Here is a 20985-nt window from a genome sequence, read left to right on the forward strand (position 1 = left end):
TGTCACGAGCAACGTATGTGAAACTGATCACAGGTTCAATAGAAACCTGAATTCAATTTCAGAATATTTTCCGGAACCGCACCACGGGCCCCACCCATCCCAGAGGTCGCGGCAGCAGACGGGAATGCCCGGCACCGCAGGGCGGCGCCGGGCATTCCGGTCGGATCAGGCAGTGAACGAGGGGCACAGGCCGCTCACTTCACCTCGTCCGGGTACTTCTTCGCGAACTCGTCGTAGGACTCCTTCGTGACCACGAACGTGGGGATGGGAATGTCCTCCGGCTTCGCGTCGACGCCACCTTCGATGACGTCCGGCGTGCGCACGGCCAGCTCCCGGCCGGCCCCCGCGACGTCGATGAACGCGGTGGCGCGCATGGCGCCGGACTGCACCGCGGTCACAGCTGCGGGCGTGCCGTTGATGCCGTAGACCTTCACGTCGGTTCGATTCGCCGAGCGCAGAGCGCTCACCGCACCCAGCGCCGGATCGTCGAAACACGCCCAGATCGCGAGGTTGCCGCTGCCCTTCCGGTGCTTGGCCAACCACGCCTGCGTGAACTTCGTGCCGCTCTCGACCTGACCGGGGATGGCCACCTCCTGGCGGGTGACGTTGATGTCACTGCCCTTGAGCGCATCGTCCAGTGCCTGCTCGCGGCCGATGCACGGCAGCCCGCTCTTGTAGCCCAGGAGGAGCAACTCGCCCTTCCCACCCATGTCCTCGACCAACTGCTGGGAGACGTCGGTGGAGACCAAGGCACCGGAGTCCGCATTGAGCGGCACGCCCGGGCCGGAGCCTCCGCTGAACGAGACGATCGGGATGCCGGCCTCCGTGGCCGCACGTACACCACCGGTGATCTGGTCGGTCGGGAAGACGGTGACGATGATCAGGTCGACACCCTTCTGGACGAAGTCGTTGACCGCACTGATGGCCTTGTCCACAGAGCCCTGGGGGTCGACCTTCGTGATGTTCCACCCCTTCTCGTCGGCGTACTCGACGTAGGAGCCGATCGCCTTCTCGGCGGTCTCGTCAGTGGCCGAGAACTGGACGATGCCGATGTCATAGGAGCCGTCACCTCCACCGTCACCGCTTCCAGCACCTGAGTTACCGCAGGCGGCTGTGGTCATCAGCGCCGCCGCCAAGGTGGTTCCGAGAGCCACGCGTCGAATGTTCATCGAGCCTCCTCAAGCTCGAGTCCGCACCGGCGAGCGGACTCACGACCTCCTCCATGGCGTCGGACGACGCCCATGTGAGGTAGATCACGATGAACCTAGATGAAGTCAAACTCAACTTCAATAGTGCTGACGAGTCATCTGCGACCTGGATACGCCAGGTCGTGGCGATGGGTTTCCCTGACCCAGCTCAGGCCTGCTCGGCCGCCGTGTCGAACTGCAGCGGCAACAGGTCCCGCACCGAGACGCTCCGGAGTCCCTCGGGCGTCGGCACCACGACCCGCGCGGCCGGGTGGAGATCGGCGATGACCTGCCGGTCGCGCCCGCACGGGGCCTTGACGCCCCGGCCGTGGTTGCCCACCGCCACCACGTGCGTGATCTCGGTGGCTCCGGCCGCACGCGCCGTGCCGAGCGCCACCAGCTCGGCACACGGGCCGCCGGTGAAGTGGTAGAGGTTCACACCGGCGAACAGGCGACCGTCGCTCGAGCGCACGGCGGCACCCATGGTGTGCACGCCGTCCTCGTCCGGTCCGGCGTCGGTGGTCGCGTCGATGGTCCGGCGCGCCAGCTCGACCAGGGCAGCCTCGTCCTCGGTGAGCGGACGAGCGGAGTCCGGAAGGGCCGCGGACACCTCAGACCAGCTTGCGGACGACTGACAGCGGCGCGTGCTTCATGACCTTGCCGATGGGGGCCCACGGCCACGCGGGCACGGAGGCCTCGGCGACCTCCTTCTCGATGTACTTCACCATCGCGGCGGTGCCGGTCTTCGTGTCGACCATGAGCCGCTGCTCCTGCTCGACCTGCTCGTTCATCTCGCTGGCGATGTAGCCCGGGTAGAGCGTGGTCACCTTGATCTCGAGGCCGGAACGGCCGATGAGGTCCGAGCGGATGCCCTCGGCGATGTGGGCGACGCCGGCCTTGGTGGCCGCGTACGTCGTCATCGACGACGGCATGCCGCGCATCGCGGACATCGACGAGATCACGACCAGGTGGCCGGTCTTGCGCTCGTAGAAGTGCTGCATGGCGGCCTCGCACTGGGCCAGCGCGGCGACGAAGTTCGTCATCGCGGTCTCGCGGTTGGCCTCGAACTTGCCGGTGCCGATGCGCCCGCCCTTGCCCAGGCCGGCGTTGACGATCACCCGGTCGAGGCCGCCGAGCTCGGCGGCGGCCTCGCCGAAGACGCGGAAGACCGCGTCGTGATCGTTGACGTCGAGCGCGTGCACCGAGACCTTGATCCCGGGGTGCGCGGCGAGCAACTCGGCCTTGAGGGCCTCGAGCCGCTCGACGCGTCGAGCCGTGATGGCCAGGTGGTGACCGGAGGCGGCCAGGTGGCGCGCCATCCCCTCACCCAGGCCCGAGCTGGCTCCCGTGATCAGCGTGTTCCGTCGCATGTCGCTCCTCGTGTGTCGCTCAGCGGAAGGTGACGTCCGCCGCGGGCAGGTGCCCATGATCGTTGAAGGTCAGCACCCGCGGGCCGGTGGCCCCGACCATGAGCGTGGTGACGCTGGAGTTCACGACGACGTCGTTGAGCTTCTGGAACGCCGAGTCGTCACCGGTGATCAGGTGCGAGACCACCATCGCGATGGGCCCGCCCGATGTGAAGACCAGCACCCGCCGGCCCCGCTGCGACGCCAGCTCGACCGCCTCCGCGAACCCGGCCATGACGCGGTCGCGGAAGACGGCGTAGGGCTCGGAGAAGTCGCCCTCACCGCGGCGCCACACCGCGATCGCCTCGTTCAGCGCGGCCTGGAACTCCTTGGAGTTCTTCTGCAGGGCGCCCGGATCGAACGCCGTCGCGACGGCGAGGTGGTCGTACTCGTTCCACCGCGCGTCGACGTCGTAGCCCGACAGGCCGGGGTCGGCGTCCTCCTCACCCAGACCGCTCGCGTCGATCGCGGCGATCGCGGTCTGCGCGTGCCGCAGCATCGCACCCGCGATGGCGTCGGTGAAGACGGCTCCCCCGGCCTCCCACGAGGTGCCGAGCGCGGCGGACTGCCGCGTTCCCAGCTCGCTCAGCCGGTCGTAGTCATCGGTGCCGAAGGAGGCCTGACCATGGCGGACCAGGTGCAGGGTTCCCACGCGCTCAGACCTCCAGGACGAGCTTGCCGGTGGCCTGAGCCCGGTCGAGGGTCAGCAATGCCTCCGACGCACGCTCGAGGCTGAAGGTCTGGCCGACGACCGGACGCAGCGCGCCCGAGGCCAGGTGCTCGGCCATGGCCTCCCACTGCTGCTTGATCAGCCCGGGACGCTTCATCGCGTACGCGCCCCAGCCGACGCCGACGGCGGAGAGGTTGTTGAGCAGCAGGCGGTTGGCGGCGATCTTGGGGATCGCGCCGGCCGTGAAGCCGATGATCAGGATCCGGCCGTCGTCGTTGAGGCAGCGCAGCGAGTCGGTGAAACGGTCGCCCTCGGGCGCGTTGCCGACCGGGTCGACGACGATGTCGACGCCGCCGAGCGCCTTGACGGCGTCCTTGAAGCCCTCGGAGAGCACGTACTCGTCGGCGCCCGCCGCGATGGCGATCTCGCCCTTCTCGTCGGTCGAGGTGACGGCGATGACGCGACCGGCGCCGAACGCCTTCGCGACCTGGATCGAGGCGGTGCCGATGCCACCGGAGGCGCCGTGGACCAGCACGCGCTCGCCGGGCGCCAGGGCGCCGCGGTTGACGAGACCGAAGTACGCGGTGCCGTAGTTGAAGATGAAGGACGCGCCCTCGGCGAACGTGACGTCGTCGGGCAGCGGGAAGGTCAGGTCCACGTCGGCGACGACCTGCTCGGCGAAGCCGCCCAGCATCGGCAGCGCGGCGACGCGATCGCCGGGCGCGAAGCCGGAGTCGACCGGGGCCTCGACGACGACACCGGCGATCTCTGCGCCCGGGACGAAGGGAAGCGGTGGCTTGAGCTGGTACAGGCCGCGGCTCTGCAGCAGCTCGGGGAAGGCCACGCCGGCGGCCTTGACGTCGATGAGGACCTGGTCCTCGGCCCGCGCCGGGGACTCGATCTCGACGAGTTCGACGGCTTCGGGGCCGTCCAGGGATGTGATCTGGATCGCTCGCATGGGGTGAGCCTAGCGGATGCCTAAGCGCTTGCTTAGACAATCTCGCCGTACATGAGGGTATCCTCATGTTCATGGCATCCGGAGTTCGCTTCCCCACTGACAGCTCCACCGCGACCGCACGGCACGTCGTGGCCGACGCGCTGCGCAAGGTCGATCCCGTCGGCGCGCGCTCCGTCGAGCAGGAGACGAACTGGCGGCGCGGGTACCTGACCCACTTCTCCCGGCTCGTCGAAGCCGGGCTCGGGGCACCACAGGACGCGGTGACGATCGCCTCCGAGGGACTGCGCAGCATGAACGAGCAGATGCTCTGCGGCGACCTCCCGCTGGCCGAGGCGGTGTCCGCGCCCCCGACCGAGGCCCCGTGGAGCACGGTCGAGATCCAGGGTGACGCCGAGCCGGAGACCGAGCTGAGCATCCCCTACCGCGGCCGGCGCCTGACCGGGGCCGAGCTCGACGCGCAGCTCGACGACTGGGTGCGCCGAGGCGTCGTCGAGCCCACCTTCTCCGACGCGATCCGCGAGGTCGCCGCGCACCCCGAGTGGTTGCGCCTCGAGGGCGACACCGTCGTCGTCCTGGGCGCCGGCGCCGAGATGGGTCCTTACCGGTCCCTGCTGCGCTGGGGCGCCGACGTGGTCGCGGTCGACCTGCCCCGTGCTGACGTCCAGCAGCGGATCCGGTCCTACGCGCGGGAGGGCGCAGGTCGCGTGCGGCTGCCCGTCGGCGGCAAGGAGACCGGCGCCGACCTGCTGCACAACCTGCCCGAACTGGCCCACTGGCTCGAGAGCCTCGACGGCCGTCTCGTGCTCGGCACGTACTGCTACGCCGACGGCGCCACCCACGTGCGGGTGTCGATGGCCGCCGACGCGATCGCCACCCGGCTACTGGCCGAGCGCCCCGACACGGCGCTGGCCTACCTAGCCACTCCGACCGACGTGTTCGCCGTGCCCGCGGGCGCGGTCACCACGTCCAACGAGGCGTACTCGGCGGGCCGGCGGATCGTCCGGGCGCCCTTCCGCGCCCTCAGCGGGGGCCGCCTGTTGCAGCGGAACTACCCGCCGGAGGCCGAGATCGGCCTGTGCGACTCGCTCGTGCCGCAGCAGGGACCCAACTACGCGCTGGCCAAGCGGGTCCAGCGCTGGCGCGCGGCCGTCGCCCGCGCCGAGGGCGCGACCGTGTCGCTCAACGTGGCACCCGCGACCCGGACGGCCTCGGTCCTCAAGAACCGGGCGCTGGCCGCGGCCTACGCCGGTGCCCACCGGTTCGGCGTCGAGATCTTCGAGCCGGCGACGAGCAATGTGCTGATGGCCGCCCTGCTGGTCCACGACCTGCGCAGCGACCGCACGCCGTCGGACGAGCCGTGGCGCGAGGAGGCCTTCGCGGCCGCGCACGGCGGACTGTGGACCGCGGGCTACCACCCCCGCTCGGCACTGGGCCTGGCCGCGGTGCTGGGACTCGCCGGTTCCCGCGCCTGACCCCGCGCGACGTTCCGCCCCGGTAGAACGGGGGGCATGAATCGACCCGGGTGGACCGACGTCGTCGCCCTCGCTGGCGGGACGTGGCTGCTGCTGGACCTGTTGCGGGCGTGGACGCCGACCCTCATCACGATCTTCGGGCAGGCTGCCTCGACGCCGCCTGAGCTGATCGGCGCGTTCGCGCTCGCCTGCATGGTCGTCCCGGTGGTCCTGACCCTGATCGGGACGCGCCGCCGCATCTCGCACGCCGCCGCGAGCATCGCGCTGGCGGCGGCCGTGCTGAGCCGCATCGGACTCGAGCTGACCGACGGCGGCCGGCCGCACCTGGTGCTGGCGTCCGGCGGGGTCGTCGCGGCGGTCACCTGGCTCGCCCTGGCCCTGCCCCGCCATCGCGAGGCGGCCGTCACGGGCGTCGTGGCGGGACTGGCCGTCTCGGTCACCACCCATGCGGCCCTCGGCACGTGGGGCGCGGTCTGGCGCTCCGACGGCTGGGCGTGGGCACTGCTCGTGGTCCAGATCGCCTGTCTCGTGCCGGCGTTCACCCGTCGCGGCCGCGAGGACGGGCTCGGCCGGCGCCTGGCCCTCACGCTCTTACCCGGACTGTTCCTGAGCGGCGTGGTCGTGGCCAACGCCGCCCGCGCCTCCGTGGCTGCCGGTGATCTCGGAGCCGCCGCGACCGCCTGTGCCGCCACCCTCGCGATCCTGGCGACGCTCGTGCCGGTGCGGCGTTGGTCGACCGTGCTGGCCGCCGTGGCCCTCGTGCTGGCGGTGGCCGTCTCGGCCCTGATCACCGACGCGGAAGGGCTCCTGCCTGCCTGGACGGTCGTGGCGTTCCTGATCGGGATGCCCGCACTGGCGCACCTGTGGCTCGCGGCGAACGCCGGTCGGCGCGCCGGGGCCGTGACGATCGCCTCCGGCGGCGTCGTCTGGGTCGCGCTGCTGTTCGCCTACTACGCCGGCTACGACTTGGGCTATCGCGCCGACTGGCTGCTGGTCGTCGTGGCGGCGGTCATCGGCCTCGTCGGGGCCACCGCACCAGCGGCCTCCGGGCCCACGGCCCGCCCGGCCGTTCTCCTCGGCCTCGCGGGCGCCGCGGTGGTCGCCGCCGCGCTGGCACTGGTCGGACCGACGGTGACCATCCGTCCGCTCGAGACCGAGCCGGCGGACGACCTGCAGGTGCGGGTCGCTGCGTACAACCTGCGGATGGGCTACGGCATGGACGGCGTGTTCCGGCCGCGCGAGGTCTCGTCCGTGCTGGCGTCGGCCGACGTCGCCCTCATCAGCGAGATCGACCGCGGCTGGTTCCTCAACGGCGGACAGGACCAACTGGCGATCCTGGCTCGACTGACGGGCCGCACGGCCTGGTTCGGGGCCGCCGCGGACCCGGTGTGGGGCGACGCCGTGCTGTTGGACGCTGACCGCGCCGAGGTGCGACGCCACCAGCTGCCCTCACACGGCGCCGTCACCGGAGCGCAGGCCATCGCCGTGCGGCCCGACGGGCGCTGGTCGTCCACCTGGTTCGTCTCGACGCACCTGCAGCCGACCGACGGCGACGAGGGCGTCACGGCGCAGGCCGCCGATCTCGCGGACTGGGTGCGCACGCTCGACGGCGAGGTCATTCTGGGTGGCGACTTCAACATGCAGGAGGGCAGCGCAGCCCACGCCACGGTGACGTCACTGGGTCTGCACGACGCCTCCCCCCGGGGCATGCCCACCAGCCCGGCGGACCGGCCGGAGCAACGGATCGACTACCTCTTCTCGAGCCCCACCCTCAGAGCCGTCGACGTGGAGGTGCCGCGGCTGCAGGCCTCGGACCACCTTCCGGTGATCGCGAGCTTCGCGCTGGCGGCGATGGACACCGTCAGTGACCGGTGAAGCTGGCCCGACGCTTCTCCGTGAAGGCGGCGACGCCCTCGGCGAAGTCGGCGCTGGCGCCGAGGACAGCCTGCTCGGCCGCCTCGGTCCTCAGCGTCTCGTCGAGGTTCATCAGTGACGCGGCGTTGATCGTCCGCTTGATGCGCGCGTAGGCCATCGTCGGCCCGGTGCGCAGCTTCTCGACCAACCCGTCGACCGTGGCCTGCCACTCGTCGGGGCTGACGCAGTGCGTGATGAGCCCGGCGGCGAACGCCTCGGTGTTGGGGAACTTCTCGCCGAGCATCAACAGCCGGGTCGCGCGGGCGCGGCCGATCGAGGCGGCGATCAGCTCGTGCGCCGCGCCGTCGCCCATCAGGCCGACGTTGACGAACGCCTGGAGGATGTAGTCGGTGTCCTTCGCGACCTGGAAGTCGGCGGCCAGCGCCAGCGAGGACCCGATGCCGGCGGTCAGCCCGTTGAGCGCCGCGACGACCGGGAACGGCGCCTCGGTGACGAGGTGGATCAACCGGTCGGCGGCCTCGAGGATGCCGGTGTTGGTCGCGTCCGGGCGCATCACGGCTCCGGAGCAGAAGGCGCGGCCCTCGCCGGTGATCACGGCGACGCGGACCCCGTCGGCGTCGGCCAGCGCGTCGCTCATCGCGTCGAACATCTCGGTGGTGACCGAGTTCAGCCGTTCGGGGCAGTTGAGCGTCAGTCGCAGGACGCCGTCCGTGCGGTCGACCAGCAGATCGGTCATCGTCTCCTCCATTGTCCGAGCAACGTCTGCAGCACCGCGATCAGTGCCGTGGGCTGGTCCAGCATGATGTGGTGGCCCGAGTCCGGGATCACGGTCACCGGCACGTTCCCGCCGAGCCGCGATCGGATCTCCTCGGTGATGTCCGTGGTGGCCATGCCCCGCTCGCCACGCAACAGCGCGACCTCGCACTGACTGCGGGCCACGTCGTCGGGCTCCATCATCGAGCGCAGGAAGACGCGGGGATCGAACTTCCACGTCCACCCCGTGCCGTCCGGCCGATCGACGTGGCGGATCGACTCGCGGGCGATGTGGTCGCGGATGTACGGCAGGCACGAGGGGTCCTCGGGCAGCGTCCGGAACCGGCTGACCATGGTGGCCGCGTCCGGGTAGAGCGGCATCGACAGCACCGCACGGTCTGCCCGCCACGAGCGCGCCTCGGGCGAGACGGCCTGGACCGGCGAGTCGATCGCGGCGGCGCCGAGCAGGTCGGCCCCGTGCTCGCGGGCGGCGGTGAGCGCGACGAACCCGCCCATGCTGTGCCCGAACACGACCGGCTTCTCGGCCGACTCCGCCGAGGCGACCGCGAGGATCTCACGGGCCCACGCCTCGAGCGTGTACGCGTCGCGACGGCCGCTGTCGCCGTGCCCGCTCAGGTCGGGCGCGAGCACCCGGTGCCCCACCGCGAGGTGCGGCGCGACGTGGTCCCACCAGCCCGCGTGCGCGGCGCCACCGTGGACCAGCACCGCGACGGGGTCGCCCTGCTCACCCCAGGCGCGGTAGGCGATCGGGACGCCGTCGACCTCGACCTCGAGGTGCTGCGGCTTCTGGTCCAGGGCCCAGCGGAACCACTCGGGAACGGTCACCGGTGGAACCTCGCCAGCTCGTGCACCTGCGCGCGGCCGGCGCGGAACGAGTTCGCCGGGTGATCGGGGTCGGCGTAGCCGAACGAGATGCCGCAGACGATCGAGCGGTCCTGCGGAAGGTTGAGCCGCTCGCGCAGGAAGTCGGACTTCTGCGCCAGCGCGGCCTGGGCGACCGTGGCGATCCCGCGGGCCTGTGCCGCGAGGAGGAACGACTGGACGAACAGCCCGCAGTCGATGGCGGCGTACACGCCCAGCGGCGCGGGCGCCGAGACGACGGCGACGTGGGGCGCGTCGAAGAACTCGAAGTTGCGCAGCATCTCGCGCATCGACGCCTCGCGGTCGCCCTTCTCGACGCCGACGGCCTCGTACAGCTGCCAGCCGACCTCGCGACGCCGCTCGGCGTGGACACCCTCGTACCCCGGCGGGAACGGGTAGTCCGAGCCCAGGGAGGCGTCGACCGCGAGGTCGCGGCGCAGCCGTTCGAGCGCGTCACCGGACACGATGTCGACGTGCCACGGTTGGACATTGCACCACGAGGGAGTGCGGGAGGCCGAGCGCAGGACCGCTCGGATGTCGTCCTCGGGAATCTCGTCGGGACGGAACCCGCGGCAACTGAACCGCGCCGCCAGCAGGCGGTCCAGGACCTCGGCGTCTGCGTCGACCATGAGGCCACCGTACCGGCCGGGCATCACTTCCGGTCACGCGTGACGGTTTCTGCGCCAGGCGCCGGGATCACTCCTGGCTGGTGCGCACCTGCACGACGCGGACCGGCGAGGCGGACTCGATGGTCTGGCTGACGGTGCACAGCTGGTGCGACTTCTCCATCGCCGACGGCACCCGCTCGGCCATGGCTCGGCCGTCCTCGTCATGAGGGAAGGTGATGTCGATCGTGACGACGAGGTCATCGAGAGTCGTGCCGCCACCGGGTCGCTCGCGCTTCTGGCCCTCGACCGCGATGTCGAAGCGGGTGGGCTCGGCGCGCTTGGTCAGCGCCTCGAGGGTCAGCGCGTTGCAACCGCCGAGGGCGACCAGCAGCAGCTCGACCGGCGTGAAGTCGGTGTTCTGTCCCTCGCCGAAGGCGATCACGCCACCGCGCGGGTTCTCAGCGCGGTACTCCTGCGGACCGGTACGGACGAGATGGACACTGCGCATGGAGGATTCGACGCTCATACCTCGACCCTAGGACCGGTCGGGCACGGCGGCACCCCCATCGCGCGGCCCGGTTCCCGCCCACGTGGGACGGGAACCGGTGGGGCGGATCAGGCGTCGGCGTCCAGGTCGGCCTCGACGAGTGCGGCGATCTTGGCAAGCGTCGCCTCATCGTCGCTCTCGACCGTGACCTCGGCGCCCTGGCCGGCGCCGAGCGTCATGATCAGCAGCGCCGAGCCGGCGTCGACGGGGTCGCCGCCGGCGACCGCGAGGGTGACGGGGACCCCCGACTCGCTGACGGCGGCAGCGATCGTGGCGGCCGGACGGGCGTGGAGTCCCACGGCGGATCCGACGGTGACGGTCTTGCTGGGCATGTGGGGTGTCCTCTCAGACGTTGACGGGGTCGTCGGCGGCAGCGGCCGCCTGCTTGGAGTGGCCGGCCTGCTTGAGGGCGGTCACGAGGAATCCTGCCACCAGTGTCCCGGCGGCCAGCGACGCGAAGAACCACAGCACGTGGTCCACCGCGAAGAACACGAAGATGCCGCCGTGCGGCGCCACGCAGGTGACGCCCGCGGCCATCGACATCGCGCCGGTGACGACGCCGCCCGCCATCATCGCCGGGATCACCCGGAAGGGGTCCGCCGCGGCGAACGGGATGGCGCCCTCGGAGATGAACGAGGCACCGAGCAACCACGCCGCCTTGCCGTTCTCGCGCTCGGCCGGGGTGTAGAGCTTCGGACGCAACACGGTGGAGAGCGCCATCGCCAACGGCGGCACCATGCCGGCCAGCATCACGGCCGCCATGATCTTGGACTGCGACGAGCCCGGATCGAGCGCGCCCGTGGTGGACAGGCCCGTGACGGCGAAGACGTAGGCCGCCTTGTTCACCGGTCCGCCGAGGTCGAAGCACATCATCAGGCCGAGCACGGCGCCCAGCACGATGGCCGAGCTGCCGGTCATGCTGTTGAGCCCGTCGACGAGGGCCTCGTTCAGCCACGCGAGCGGCTTGGCCAGCACCAGGATCATCGCCATGCCGACCACCAGCGTGGAGACCAGCGGGATCACGACGACCGGCATCAGGCCGGCCAGCCAGCGCGGCACGCCGCGGTGGGCGAACCACGCCGCGACGAGTCCGGCGAGCAGACCGCCGACGATGCCGCCGATGAAGCCGGCGCCGTTGGGATTGGTGTCGGTCACGCCGATCTGGGTGGCGGCGAAGCCCATGACGAAGCCCGGCGCGATGCCCGGCCGGTCGGCGATCGCGTAGGCGATGAAGCCGGCCAGGGCGGGCACCAGGAAGCTGAAGGCCCACGAGCCGAGCAGGAACACCAGCGCGCCGATGTAGTAGAGGAAAGCACTGCCGAACAGGGCGTGGTCGCCGGCCGCGGGCAGGTTCGTCAGCGAGTTGTTGGCGAGGATGTCGCTCGCCTTGTCGCTGACGTCGTAGCCCCCCAGCAGGTAGCCGATCGCGATCATCAGGCCGCCGGCTGCCACGAACGGGATCATGTAGCTGACGCCGGTCAACAGCCAGCGCTGCAGCTTCTTGCCCGCGTTCTCGTTCTCGCCGCCGGACTCGGCCGCGGTCGTCTCGTCGGAGTCGCCCTCGACCCGGCGCGCCGACGGGTCGTTCGCGGCCGCGAGCGCCTCGTCGATCATGACGCGCGGCTCGTTGATGGCGCGCTTGACGCCGCTGCGGACGACGGGCTTGCCGGCGAACCTGGCCTGGTCCTTGACACCCACGTCGGTCGCGAAGATCACGGCGTCGGCCGCGGCGATCTGCTCCCGCGTGAGCGGGGAGCTGCCGGACGAGCCCTGCGGCTCGACGACCAGGTCGATCCCGGCGTCGCTCGCGGCCTGCGTGAGCGCGTCGGCCGCCATGTAGGTGTGGGCGATGCCGGTCGTGCAGGCCGTGACGGCCACGAGGTGCGGCGTGTCGCCGCCGGTGCTCCCGGTCGTCGCCGGCGTCTCGGTGTTCGCGGGGGCCGCACCGGTCTTGAGGTCGGTGCCCGAGGTGACCTCCTCGACGAGGGTGACGATCTCACCGGGTGTCTGCGCATCGCGCAGCGCCTGGGTGAAGTCGGGCCGGACCAGCGCTCGCGCCAGCGACGAGAGCAGCTTCAGGTGGGCGTCCCCGGCACCCTCGGGCGCGGCGATCATGAAGACGATGTCGGCGGGCCCGTCCGGGGCGCCGAAGTCGGCAGGGTTGGTCAGTCGCGCGAAGGCGAGCGTCGGGGCCGTGACCGTGGCGGTGCGGCAGTGCGGGATCGCGATGCCGCCCGGCACGCCGGTTCCGGCTTGCGTCTCGCGCGCCTTGGCCGCGTCGGCCAGCTCGTCGGCCGAAACCGCGCGGCCGACCGACGTGATGCGGGCGGCCAGGGCCTCGATGACGGCCGAGGAGTCTACGCCGAGGTCGACGTCCAGTGAGACGAGGTCGTTGGTGATCAGCTGTTCCATGTCGTCCTCCAAGAGGCTGGTTCGACAGCCACCGCGGTGGGCAGTGGCGGGAGGTCGGTCGGCACCGGCAGTGCCGAACCGGGAAGGGACGCCGCGGCGGCCCCGTGTGCAGCAGCGCTGGCGAGGCACTCGGCCGGCGACCGGCCCGCGACCTCCGCGACGAGGTATCCGGCGAGGGACGAGTCCCCGGCACCCACGGTGCTGCGCTGGGTGATCCGGACGGGCGGGCAGAACCAGGAGCCCTCGGCGGTGGCCAGCACGGCGCCGTCGCCACCGAGTGTCAGCAGGACGGTGCCGACTCCCCCGGTCTCGCGCAGTTGCTGGGCGCGGGCCGCGGCCTGGCCGTGATCGCGCTCGATCTCGCTCGCGTCGCACCCCAGCAGCTCGGCCAGCTCGTCGGAGTTGGGCTTGAGCAGATCGGGCGACGCGTGCTCGACCGTCCGACCCAGGGCGTCACCGGAGGTGTCGACGGCGACGCGGACACCGGCCTGCTTCAGGGCGTTGGTCGTGGCGGCGTACCAGTCGCCGGGCACGCCCGGCGGGAGCGAGCCGGAGAGGACCGCCCAGTCGCCGGGGTGCGCGGCGTCGACGAGGGTCTCGGTGAGCTGCTTCAGCTCGTCCTCGTCCAGCGTCGGGCCGGGCGAGTTGATCTTGGTCGTGGTGCCGTCGGGATCGGCGAGGGTGAGGTTCACCCGCAGCCGCTCGCGGACGGGGACGGCTCGGTAGCTCAGTCCCAGGTCGTCGAGCGCGGCGAGCAGGGGCTCGTCCTCGGCGCCCGGCAGGACCGCGGTCACGGGCACCCCCGCGGCGTGCAGCACCCGAGCGACGTTGATCCCCTTGCCACCGGGATCGTCGTGGGCCGCCTCGCTGCGCAGGACGGCACCGGGCTCGAGCGGCTCGAGCAGGCTGATCAGCCTGTCGGTCGCGGGATTGGCAGTGACGGTGACGATCACGACGACCCCCTTCGGTCCGCTCTTTCCACGGTCACACGCCTGCGCCACTTCCGCGATGTGGTTTCGTGTGGCTTTGACGTGGTCTTTTCTTGTTTTATGTCTCATTCGCAGAAATGTCAAGGCTCCCCTGTGCGGCCGATCACGCGCGGGATACCGTCGAAGGGTGACCAGCCTCTACTCCGGAACCGCCGTCGTCCCCGGAATCGGTGTCGGCCCGGCCGTTCGTCCGGCTCCGCGCCCCACCGCCCCCGAGAACGAACCGGCCGGTGACCCCTCCGCCACGACGGTCGCGTTCGGCTCGGCCGCCGCCGAGGTCGCGCAGCGTCTGCGCGCCCGTTCCGATGCCGCCAGCGGAGCTGCGTCCGAGGTGCTCGCCGCCACGGCCGCCCTGGCCGAGGACCGTGGCCTGGCCACGTTCGTCACCAAGCACGCCGCCGCCGGCGCCGGCCCGGCCACGGCCACCTCGAAGGCCATCGACGAGCTCGCCGCCATGTTCACGGCGGCCGGTGGCCTGATGGCCGAGCGCGTCACCGACCTCTACGACGTCCGCGACCGGATCGTCGCCGAGCTGCTGCACCTGCCCGAGCCCGGCATCCCGGTGCCGGACGAGCCCGTCGTCCTGCTCGCCGAGGACCTCGCGCCCGCCGACACCGCCGGTCTCGATCCGACCAAGATCGTCGCGATCGCCACCGAGCTGGGCGGCTCGACCAGCCACACCGCGATCATCGCCCGCCAGCTGGGCATCCCCTGCGTCGTCGCCGTCACCGACCTCAAGGAGGTCCCCGCGGGCGGCCGGGTCGCCGTCGACGGCACCGCCGGCACCGTCACGGTCGATCCGGACGAGGACCAGATCAACGCGCTCATCGAGCAGGACCGCCGCAGCCGCGAGGCGGCCGAGGGATGGTCGGGCCCCGGCCGGACCTCCGACGGTCATCCCGTCCAGATCCTGGCCAACGTGCAGGACGGCCCGGGTGCCCGCGTCGCCGCCGAGCAGCCGATCGAGGGCGTCGGCCTGTTCCGCACGGAGCTGCTGTTCCTCGAGCGCACCACCGAGCCGTCCGTCGAGGAGCAGGCCGAGCTCTACTCCGCCGTCTTCGAGGCCATGGGCGACAAGAAGGTCATCGTTCGCACGCTCGACGCCGGCTCGGACAAGCCGCTGGCCTTCGCGACGCAGCCCGACGAGCCGAACCCGGCCCTGGGCGTGCGCGGCCTGCGCATCGGCCTGGCCGACCCGGGCATCCTCGATCGTCAGCTGGACGGCATCGCCGCGGCCCGGGAGCGGACCAGCGCGGACGTGCGCGTCATGGCTCCGATGGTCACCACCGAGGCCGAGGCGCAGTGGTTCGCCGAGCGCGTCCGTGCGCGCGGCATGCGGGCCGGGATCATGATCGAGACCCCCTCGACCGTGCTGCTGGCCGACCGCCTCTTCCGGCACCTGGACTTCGTCTCGATCGGCACCAACGACCTGTCGCAGTACACGTTCGCGGCCGACCGGATGGCGCCCACGCTGAGCAACCTGACCGATCCGTGGCAGCCCGCGCTGCTGGCCTCGATCAAGCTCGTGGCCGATGCCGGACGCCGGGCCGGCAAGCCCGTCGGCGTCTGTGGCGAGGCTGCGGCCCACCCGCTGCTGGCGTGCGTGCTGACCGGCCTGGGCGTCACGTCGCTGTCCTGTGCGGCCACGGCCGTGCGAGCCGTCGGCGCGCGCCTCTCGCAGGTCACGTTCGCGCAGTGCGAGGAGGCCGCCGCCGCGGCCCTCGAGGCCACCGACAACCTGACCGCCGCCAAGGCGGCCAAGGATGTCCTGCAGCCCGCCTAGCCGCGGGCGCCGTTGGCGCGCAGGACCTGCACGAACTGGGTGGCGTAGTTGGCCTGGCGCATCGTCTTGATGCTGTTGCGCGAGAAGCGGTTGATGTGCTCGATGCTGACACTGCAGCGCACGACGCCCATCGGGCCCTGCAACGTCACCGCGTGCGGCGACAGCACGCCGTGGCGGGTCACGGCGAGGTCGGCGCACCGTGCCTGCCAGGCGGGCGCGGCCTCGCCGTTCGGCGTGAACGCGAGGGCACCGTCGCGCAGGTCGAAGCGCCCGAAGGTCGAGCGCAGGCTGCCACCGGCCATGCCGACGAGTCCGTCGCTCATCACCTCGGCGTTCCAGGAGCCTGCTCCCGGGACGGGCGGCGTCCCCGACGCGGCGCCCTGCCAGCCGGGCTGCTGGATCTTGTGGGGCGGGGTCTGCGTCGCCCGCACCAGGAGCAGGACCACGCCCACGGCGAACAGTCCGAAGACGAGCGTGACGACGACGGACATGAGGATCAGCAGCGTGGACACGGGTCCCATCATGGGGCACCGGGCCGGCCGGCACCCATGAACCGCCCCGGCTCCCCCGGGTGCGGTGGGCACGACGGGCCCTGAGACTCGGACCATGCGCTGTCTCGTCACCGGCTCGACCGGATACGTCGGGGGCCGTCTGGTCCCCGAGCTGCTGGCCGCCGGGCACGAGGTGCGGGTCCTCGTCCGCGACGAGCGGAAGGCGCGCGCCCACCCCTGGGCCGACCGGGTCGAGATCGTCGTGGGCGACGCGACCGACGGCGACGACGTCCGACGGGCCTGCGAGGGCATCGACGTCTTCTACTACCTGCTGCACTCGATCGGCTCGAAGGGCGATCTGGTGCGCACCGAGCACGAGATGGCCGACACGATCGCCCGAGCCGCCGAGGACGCCGGCGTGGGGCGCTTCGTCTACCTCTCGGGGATGGCGCCCGAGAACGAGGAGCTGTCCGAGCACCTGCGCTCGCGCGACGAGGTCGCCCGGGTGCTGCTGGACTCGTCCGTCCCGACGGCGGTCCTGCAGGCGGGAATCATCATCGGCTCGGGCTCGGCGTCGTTCGAGATGCTGCGCTACCTCACCGAACGGCTGCCCGCGATGGTCACGCCGCGGTGGGTGGACTCGCGCATCCAGCCGATCGCGATCCGCGACGTGCTGCACATCCTGGTCGGCTGCGCGAACCTGCCGCCGGACGTGAACCGGCGCTTCGACATCGGCGGACCGGACGTCCTGACGTACCTCGACATGATGCAGCGTTACGCGAAGGTGGCCGGGCTGTCGCCGCGGCGCATCCTGCGGGTGCCGGTGCTGTCGCCCCGCGTGTCGAGCCTCTGGGTCGGCCTGGTCACGCCCGTGCCCGCCAGCCTGGCCCGCCCGCTCGTCGAGAGCCTGCGCAACAACGTCGTCGCACAGGAGGACGACATCACGCGCCACGTCCACCTGCCGCCGGGCGGCCGGACCGGCTTCGAGCGGGCCGTCGAGCTGGCCCTGACCAAGATCCGCGACCTCGACGTCCCCACCCGCTGGTCGTCGGCCTCGACCGGCGGCGCCCCGTCCGAGCCGCTTCCCGTCGACCCGGACTGGGCCGGCGGCTCGCTCTACGTCGACGAGCGCACGCGCGAGGTCCAGGCGACGCCCGAGCAGCTGTGGGCGGTCATCGAGGGCATCGGCGGCGACCACGGCTGGTACTCGTGGCCGCTGGCCTGGCAGGTCCGCGGGCTGATCGACCGGGCGTTCGGCGGTCCCGGCCTGCGCCGGGGCCGGCGCGACCACAGCCGGCTGGTGGTCGGCGACGCGGTGGACTTCTGGCGGGTCGAGGACGAGGAGGAGGGCTCCTTCCTGCGACTGCGGGCCGAGATGAAGGTGCCCGGACTGGCGTGGCTCGAGCTGCGGGTGGGTTCGGACGACTCGGGCACGACGTCCTTCCATCAACGCGCCCTGTTCCATCCGCGCGGCCTGCTGGGCCATATCTACTGGTGGGCCGTGTGGCCCTTCCACGGCATCATCTTCGGCGGCATGCAGCGCAACGTGGCGAAGGCGGCCGAGGACCGCGCCTGACGGTGGCGGGTTGCAACAGCGCCTCCGGAGGACCAGCATCGAGGCCATGAACCTGTTCCGGACGAAGAGCATCGAACAGTCGATCGCGGAGACCGATGAGCCGGAGCACCAGCTCAAGCGCGAACTGACCACGAAGGACCTCATCGTCTTCGGCATCGGGGTCATCATCGGCACCGGCATCTTCGTACTGACGGGGCAGGAGGCGCACAACCACGCAGGCCCGGCCATCGTCATCAGTTTCCTCATCGCCGGAGCCGTCTGCGCCCTCGCCGCCCTCTGTTACGCCGAGTTCGCGGCGGCCGTGCCGGTCGCCGGCAGTGCCTACACGTTCAGCTACGCGACCCTGGGCGAGTTCATCGCCTGGATCATCGGCTGGGACCTGCTGCTCGAGCTGGCCCTGGGTGCGGCGGTGGTCGCGCGCGGCTGGTCGGGCTATCTGCAGGAGCTGCTCGAGCTGCCGACGCAGGTCGCGGGCGACCAGGCGGTCGTCGACGTCGCCGCCATGGCGATCGTGGGGATCCTGGCGTTCCTCGTCATCGCGGGCACGAAGCTCTCCAGCTCGGTCTCGAGCATCTTCGTCGCGATCAAGGTCAGCGTGGTCCTGTTCGTCGTCATCGCCGGCCTGTTCTACATCAAGGCCGCGAACTACTCGCCGTTCATCCCGCCGTCGGAGCCGGCCGAGCTGGCCAAGGGCGCCGACGAGACACTGCTGCAGGCGGTCTTCGGCATGGCCCCGACCGCGTTCGGTGTCATGGGCATCGTCGCGGCCGCATCGGTGGTCTTCTTCAGCTACATCGGCTTCGACGTCGTCGCCACGACGGCCGAGGAGACGAAGAACCCGCAGCGCGACGTGCCGCGCGGCATCCTGGGCTCGCTGCTGATCTGCACCCTGCTGTACATGGCCGTGTCGTTCGTGATCACCGGCATGCTGCCGTACACCGACAAGCGGATGGACACGAGTGCACCGCTGGCCGAGGCGTTCTCGGCCAACGGGGTCGAGTGGGCCGCCAACCTCATCTCCCTGGGTGCCGTCGCGGGCATGATCACGACGATCCTGGTGCTGCTGCTGGGCCAGTCGCGCATCCTGTTCGCGATGTGCCGTGACGGTCTGCTGCCGCGCCAGCTGGCGACGGTCCACCCGAAGTACGGCACCCCGCACCGCATCACGCTCATCACGTCGGCCGTCGTGGCGGTCCTGGCCGGCTTCGTCCCACTGGCCGAGCTGAGTCACCTGGTCAGCATCGGCACGCTGTTCGCGTTCGCGCTGGTGTCGGCCGGCGTGCTGATCCTGCGCCGCACGCGCCCGGACCTGCCGCGGGCGTTCCGCGTGAAGTGGGCCCCGCTCGTGGCCAGCGGCTCGATCCTGACCTGCATCTGGTTGATGCTGAACCTCTCCCTGCTGACGTGGGAGCGCTTCATCATCTGGATGGCCATCGGCGTCGTGATCTACGCGGTCTACGGGCGCACGCACTCGCGGCTCGGCCAGTCGGAGGCGGCGCCTGAAGCCACTTCGACCGAGCCCCGTGCCGACTGACCCACACCGCTGAACGGTGAGAACGGCCGCGTTCTCGCGACCGTCCTCACCGGCATCGTCAGTTGGACTTGCGTCCCGCGCGGCGCGCGACGATGAGGCCGAGACCGACCAGCACCGCCAGCAGGCCGCTCAGCGCGATGGCCGGCGTGGCGCCCGATCCCGTGGAGGCCAGGGGCCCGCCGTCCGGCCCATCGCCGCGGTCGTCCCCGGAACCGGACTCACCGGGGTCGTTGCTGTCCCCGGACCCGCCGATCTCGGTGGGCTCGGTCGTCGGCTCCGTGGTCGGCTCCGTGGTCGGCTCGGTCGTCGGCTCGGTCGTCGGCTCCGTGGTCGGCTCGGTCGTCGGCTCGGTCGTCGGCTCGGTCGTCGGCTCCGTGGTCGGCTCGGTCGTCGGCTCCGTGGTCGGCTCGGTCGTCGGCTCCGTGGTCGGCTCCGTGGTCGGCTCCGTGGTCGGCTCCGTCGTGGGCTCCGTGGTCGGCTCCGTCGTGGGCTCCGTGGTCGGCTCCGTGGTCGGCTCCGTGGTCGGCTCCGTGGTCGGCTCGGTCGTCGGCTCCGTGGTCGGCTCGGTCGTCGGCTCCGTCGTCGGCTCGGTCGTCGGCTCCGTCGTCGGCTCGGTCGTCGGCTCCGTCGTCGGCTCCGTCGTCGGCTCCGTGGTCGGCTCCGTCGTCGCGGAGGCGCACGGGAGCGCCGCGTCGAAGGCGTGGTGGTGGATCTCGCCGCGGGCGGGTCCCGTGCTGACGTCCCCGGCGAACCACTGGCCGTTGGTGGTGACGTTGGAGTCGAACACCAGGTCCGCGTCGGGCGCCCACACCGCGCCCATGGTCAGCCCGTCGATCCGCACCGGGCCCGTGACGTCGGACAGGTCGATCAGGATGTGGCGGGCGAAGGCCTGGTCGCGACTGCGGTCCGCGCTCCATCCCTCGATGTTGATGGCGCCGACCCGCGTGGTCCCGGCGGGCACCTTGATGACCAGCGGCGCCTGCGCGGTGGGCACGTAGCCGCCGGCCCGGTCCATCTTGACCGTCTTGCCAGCGACGGCCGCGTAGTCCAGCACGTTCGGACGGGTCGTCGAGAAGTTGTCGGGGAACAGCATCCCGTGCTCCTCGCGGGCGTTCACGACCGTGACCAGGTCGTTCGACGGGTCGTACATCGACACGAGGCAGTCGTCGATCCGGGCGAGCTCGGTCGCCAGACCCGGGAAGTACGCCGCCACCGAGGGCAGCGAGGTGGCCAGATCACTCACCGACGACGTGGCGAACGGCTCGACCTTCAGGTCGAGGAGGCCGCCGGACGGGTTCGTGACACGCAGGAAGTCCTTCCCCGCGGCGGCCCAGGCGCCGCCACCACGGGCCGAACCGGTCAGTCCGGTGACGTCGACGAGCTTGACGCCGGCGCGCGCCTCGTCGGAGCCTGCCTTGATCGTGTTGGTGTCGTCGCGGTTGGAGACGTCGAACGCACCCGAACCGACGAACCGGTTCGCCAGGATCCGCACCGGCTTCCCGTCGATCGACGGCACGCCGTAGTCGGACATGCCGGCGGCGGTGTGCACCACCGGGTAGCCGTTCCGCTCGGACGAGGCGACGCTGCCGAACGCGGCGATCGATCCCTCGATCTCGCCGTTGCCCAGCACCGCGTCACCCTGCGCGACCACACTGAACCCGCGGTTCGCCGAGAACGGGTTGAAGGTGTCGGTCGCCGCCGTCGCCGTGGGCGCCGCCATCACGGCCAGGCCTGCACCGGCCGCCACCGTGACCGCGACCGTCAGTGCCGTCCAGCGGTTCGCGTTCTTCCGTACCCGAGTCGTGCTGTCCACCAGTTCGCTCCTCCAACGTCACAAGACCG

Annotated in this window: 19 protein-coding genes; 5 read left to right on the forward strand and 14 right to left on the reverse strand. The window is 71.4% G+C overall.

Translation table 11 applies throughout. The features are described 5' to 3' along the window. Positions 1–194: 194 nt before the first annotated feature. From H9L21_RS14535 to H9L21_RS14555, 5 genes are all read right to left on the reverse strand, one after another. Entirely contained in the window at positions 195–1169 is a 975-nt protein-coding gene (locus H9L21_RS14535; protein WP_154597411.1) for a sugar ABC transporter substrate-binding protein, read from the reverse strand. Positions 1170–1356: 187 nt separating this feature from the next. Continuing rightward, positions 1357–1797 (reverse strand): cytidine deaminase family protein, encoded by a 441-nt coding sequence (locus tag H9L21_RS14540; RefSeq protein ID WP_187411602.1) that lies wholly within the window; start codon positions 1795–1797, stop codon positions 1357–1359. 1 nt (position 1798) lies between these two features. Continuing rightward, positions 1799–2557 (reverse strand): SDR family oxidoreductase, encoded by a 759-nt coding sequence (locus H9L21_RS14545; protein ID WP_154597410.1) that lies wholly within the window; start codon positions 2555–2557, stop codon positions 1799–1801. Between the two features lie 19 nt (positions 2558–2576). Continuing rightward, on the reverse strand, positions 2577–3245 hold the full coding sequence (locus tag H9L21_RS14550) for a histidine phosphatase family protein (protein WP_154597409.1): 669 nt from the start codon (positions 3243–3245) through the stop codon (positions 2577–2579). Positions 3246–3249: 4 nt separating this feature from the next. Further along, a complete protein-coding gene (locus H9L21_RS14555) occupies positions 3250–4221 on the reverse strand; it encodes an NADPH:quinone oxidoreductase family protein (RefSeq protein ID WP_154597408.1) in 972 nt (323 codons plus the stop codon). Positions 4222–4292: 71 nt separating this feature from the next. On the opposite strand from H9L21_RS14555, the gene H9L21_RS14560 reads away from it, so the two are divergent. Next, positions 4293–5693 carry a hypothetical protein gene (locus tag H9L21_RS14560; RefSeq protein ID WP_154597407.1) on the forward strand — a complete coding sequence of 467 codons (1401 nt, stop codon included), beginning with the start codon at positions 4293–4295 and terminating at the stop codon, positions 5691–5693. Between the two features lie 36 nt (positions 5694–5729). Next, positions 5730–7568, forward strand: a complete 1839-nt coding sequence (locus H9L21_RS14565; protein WP_154597406.1) for an endonuclease/exonuclease/phosphatase family protein — start codon at positions 5730–5732, stop codon at positions 7566–7568. Here H9L21_RS14565 and H9L21_RS14570 read toward each other — a convergent pair. From H9L21_RS14570 to H9L21_RS14600, 7 genes are all read right to left on the reverse strand, one after another. After that, positions 7555–8304, reverse strand: coding sequence for an enoyl-CoA hydratase-related protein (locus tag H9L21_RS14570; protein ID WP_154597405.1), 750 nt, complete (start codon positions 8302–8304; stop codon positions 7555–7557). The genes H9L21_RS14565 and H9L21_RS14570 overlap by 14 nt on opposite strands. Continuing rightward, entirely contained in the window at positions 8301–9167 is an 867-nt protein-coding gene (locus tag H9L21_RS14575) for an alpha/beta fold hydrolase (RefSeq protein ID WP_187411603.1), read from the reverse strand. Before H9L21_RS14575 ends, H9L21_RS14570 begins: the two co-directional genes overlap by 4 nt. After that, entirely contained in the window at positions 9164–9832 is a 669-nt protein-coding gene (locus H9L21_RS14580) for a nitroreductase (protein ID WP_187411604.1), read from the reverse strand. Before H9L21_RS14580 ends, H9L21_RS14575 begins: the two co-directional genes overlap by 4 nt. A gap of 67 nt (positions 9833–9899) precedes the next feature. Further along, complete coding sequence (locus tag H9L21_RS14585) at positions 9900–10337, reverse strand: OsmC family protein (protein WP_154597402.1); 438 nt, start codon at positions 10335–10337, stop codon at positions 9900–9902. A gap of 89 nt (positions 10338–10426) precedes the next feature. Continuing rightward, positions 10427–10690: an HPr family phosphocarrier protein gene (locus tag H9L21_RS14590; protein ID WP_154597401.1), complete on the reverse strand. Its 264-nt coding sequence runs from the start codon at positions 10688–10690 to the stop codon at positions 10427–10429. A gap of 13 nt (positions 10691–10703) precedes the next feature. Further along, on the reverse strand, positions 10704–12770 hold the full coding sequence (locus tag H9L21_RS14595) for a PTS fructose transporter subunit IIABC (RefSeq protein WP_154597400.1): 2067 nt from the start codon (positions 12768–12770) through the stop codon (positions 10704–10706). Continuing rightward, positions 12758–13723: a 1-phosphofructokinase family hexose kinase gene (locus H9L21_RS14600; RefSeq protein ID WP_187411605.1), complete on the reverse strand. Its 966-nt coding sequence runs from the start codon at positions 13721–13723 to the stop codon at positions 12758–12760. Before H9L21_RS14600 ends, H9L21_RS14595 begins: the two co-directional genes overlap by 13 nt. A gap of 163 nt (positions 13724–13886) precedes the next feature. On the opposite strand from H9L21_RS14600, the gene ptsP reads away from it, so the two are divergent. Beyond that, positions 13887–15542 (forward strand): phosphoenolpyruvate--protein phosphotransferase, encoded by a 1656-nt coding sequence (gene ptsP, locus H9L21_RS14605; RefSeq protein ID WP_255467080.1) that lies wholly within the window; start codon positions 13887–13889, stop codon positions 15540–15542. Here the strand turns inward: ptsP and H9L21_RS14610 are convergent. Next, complete coding sequence (locus H9L21_RS14610; RefSeq protein WP_154597397.1) at positions 15539–16054, reverse strand: hypothetical protein; 516 nt, start codon at positions 16052–16054, stop codon at positions 15539–15541. The genes ptsP and H9L21_RS14610 overlap by 4 nt on opposite strands. A gap of 94 nt (positions 16055–16148) precedes the next feature. Between H9L21_RS14610 and H9L21_RS14615 the strand changes: the two genes are divergently transcribed. Beyond that, entirely contained in the window at positions 16149–17609 is a 1461-nt protein-coding gene (locus H9L21_RS14615) for an SDR family oxidoreductase (protein ID WP_154597396.1), read from the forward strand. A gap of 46 nt (positions 17610–17655) precedes the next feature. Then, the gene (locus H9L21_RS14620; protein ID WP_154597395.1) at positions 17656–19143 is read left to right on the forward strand and encodes an amino acid permease; all 1488 of its coding nucleotides are present in this window, start codon (positions 17656–17658) and stop codon (positions 19141–19143) included. Between the two features lie 58 nt (positions 19144–19201). On the opposite strand, the gene H9L21_RS15660 is transcribed toward H9L21_RS14620, so the two are convergent. Next, complete coding sequence (locus H9L21_RS15660) at positions 19202–20956, reverse strand: collagen-binding domain-containing protein (protein ID WP_187411606.1); 1755 nt, start codon at positions 20954–20956, stop codon at positions 19202–19204. Positions 20957–20985 lie beyond the last annotated feature (29 nt).

This window comes from Aeromicrobium senzhongii, assembly GCF_014334735.1.
GTDB lineage: Bacteria > Actinomycetota > Actinomycetes > Propionibacteriales > Nocardioidaceae > Aeromicrobium > Aeromicrobium senzhongii.